At 38.5% G+C, this 2661-nt stretch carries 2 protein-coding genes; one reads left to right on the plus strand and one right to left on the minus strand.

Translation table 11 applies throughout. The annotated features are described in order from the left end of the window. The first annotated feature begins 86 nt into the window (after positions 1 to 86). Positions 87 to 1070: a DNA-binding response regulator gene (locus E1160_RS00250; RefSeq protein ID WP_155152988.1), complete on the plus strand. Its 984-nt coding sequence runs from the start codon at positions 87 to 89 to the stop codon at positions 1068 to 1070. Here E1160_RS00250 and E1160_RS00255 read toward each other — a convergent pair. Next, entirely contained in the window at positions 1067 to 2194 is a 1128-nt protein-coding gene (locus E1160_RS00255; protein ID WP_155152989.1) for a response regulator, read from the minus strand. The two genes, E1160_RS00250 and E1160_RS00255, sit on opposite strands and share 4 nt — an antisense overlap. Positions 2195 to 2661 lie beyond the last annotated feature (467 nt).

Here is a 2661-nt window from a genome sequence, read left to right on the forward strand (position 1 = left end):
AATAATAGAATTGGCTGTTTGATATCCATCCCCATTTGAGGACTGACCTTCACTCGCCAATCTTTGATCAAAAGCGAAAGTGTAGAATGTCAGCAAAACCACGTATTCTTTTTGTAGACGATGAAAAACTTTTATTAGATGGGATCATTCGATCTACTCTACGATCAAATAAAAATAACTGGATAATACAATCTACTGCTAACCCCTTTGAAGCCATTGAAATGCAGAAAGCAAACGCATTTGATGTTGTGGTCACTGATTACAGTATGCCTCAGTTAAACGGTATCCAATTAGCTCAAAAAATTCATGAGATAGATGCTACAACTCAAATAATCATGTTAACTGGTACGGCGGATTTAGAAGTTGTAGCTCAAGTTATTAATACCACTGAAATTTTCCGTTTCTGTACGAAACCATGTGATAATGAAGAATTGCAAAGCTGTATTTTTGACTCACTGGAGAAAAAGACAGAAGTCAGCTCAAGAACACCAACTTCCGATGTGTATCACAAAGCAGCCCTAGATCGCTTATCTGTTGGGGTTATTATATGTGATAGATCTGGAAAAATTTCATCGATTAATAAATATGGTCAAGAAATATGCAACAAGGCGGATACAGTCACTATTGATCGAGACGACATTTTACGCGCAGTTCAAGCTAACCATCGCGATAAAATAGCAGAAATACTGCAAGTGCCTTTAGCTGAAGAAACTGCAATTTCATTAGAAAAAGAAAATAGTGATACATCGCTGACGATCATTGCATCGGGCTTTGAAGATACAGACGATCTATGCCTTCTGTTATCTGATCCAGATATGCATATCGCGCCATCCGTTGAGACATTACAATCCCTATATTCTCTGCCACCATCCGAAGCACGTTTGCTTCACCATTTAGTGAATGGACAGAACCTAAAAGATGCGGCTGATAAGGTCGGTTTAACAGATAGCTCTGCAAGAACTTACCTTAAACGCATATTCCTAAAAACCAATACGAACAGCCAATTATCTCTCATTCGTACGGTCTTGTTAACACCACAATTACAGACAAACGCCTTACCTCTATCTTAACCAGAAACCTGACGCTGCACAGTGATAGGGTTTGAGATTTTTTCAACCTCAATAATTTTTTCTATTTTCTTTAGATGTGCTGCCGAAATGACTGTATCTTTGGCGAGAAGCAATCGCCCTGCGTCAGATATCAAATCCTCCATCAGGCGATAATCCGCTTCTAATAAGCCTATTGGCAAGGAGATGGTTTCCACATCCTCTGCGGTGGCGTTATTAGCATGATAATGCCAAACCGTATCTAAAATACGTTCATCAAACCCTTTAAATTTATCTAGAAACTCTTGTTTCTTAGTAGAGAGAAAAGTTTCATTGCTAGTCTCACTGACAATATAATTTGCAATCGTTAATAGCTGACTTTCCATATTTTGAGGAACAACACCTTCAAGATCAAATAATCCGTTATCATTGATTAGTGAGGATACTTCATTCACACGAGGGATATTTTGCAATAACCCATTCATAACGCCCAAACTATCTTTCGCTTCCTGAATATCTTCCGCATTTAAAGGCAGTTTTTGTCGACGTTTTTCTTGTAATTCTTCTGAGGCAATAAAGTTGCTAAATGGTAATAGCATCGCAGCTAGATTCACTTGCCAGAAATTTTCTAACAATAGGTTCTTTTGATATTGCATCACCAATTCACGAACCTGCCCCGCGTGGGCAGACTCACGTGGAGCAGTGAAAGCAAACAAATCCACAAGGAATTTCAAACTTCCGGCAAGAGTTGATTCCAATAATTCTTTCTCTGCGTTAATCAGATTAAATTGTTTGATAGCTGCATCAATCACTTTGGATAATGCTTCTGAATCACAAGGTTTTTTAAGAAACCTAAAAATCTCACCTTCATTAATGGCGTCCACAGCTGTTTGCTGATCTATATTACCCGTTAACATAATGCCAATAATAGATTTGTTTTGAACTTTCAGCTTCTTTAAAAATTCCAAACCGGTCATTTCCGGCATACTCATATCGCTTACAACAACAGCAATATCTTCGTTTTCATTTGCAATCTTTAAAGCTTCTGCACCACTCGTAGCTGTGAAAAGACTATATTTCTTCCGAAAATGCCTCTTCAGCCCGGATAACAGATTTGCATCATCATCGACCAAAAGTACTTTTCTCATCAGCTACCCTCTTTAAAAATTGAAATTCAGAAAATTTGCTATATTCACAAAATACTACAGGCTGCAAACAAATACTGTCCCTAAATGGGAACAATCGGTGAATTAAATTTCTTCTTATTCCATATTTCCCAGGCCGTTTATTAATTACATTATCAAAGTTATATTTTGATTGCTAAGCTGCCTTTCGACTTAAGATGAATTATAGTCTTGAGCCCCCCCCTACCGCTCATCCTATACTACTGCGCATGAAGAGACAGTTTGGTTGATTGTTTTTATAGAGAGTGATGAGCTTACGCACAGCACACACCAAAACCGTCTCTTTAACACCCTTTATATACATTGGTTTCTGGTGCCAGATTTTAGAGCGCTTGACTTCGTCCATGCTCCTTATACTTGGTCTATTCGCTATCGCGAAGCGGCGTTCTACTGCCCGCCTTATCACCTACGTTTGCCCTGCCTTTATTCGT

This window comes from Curvivirga aplysinae (genome assembly GCF_009711445.1).
Lineage (GTDB): Bacteria > Pseudomonadota > Alphaproteobacteria > UBA8366 > Aestuariispiraceae > Curvivirga > Curvivirga aplysinae.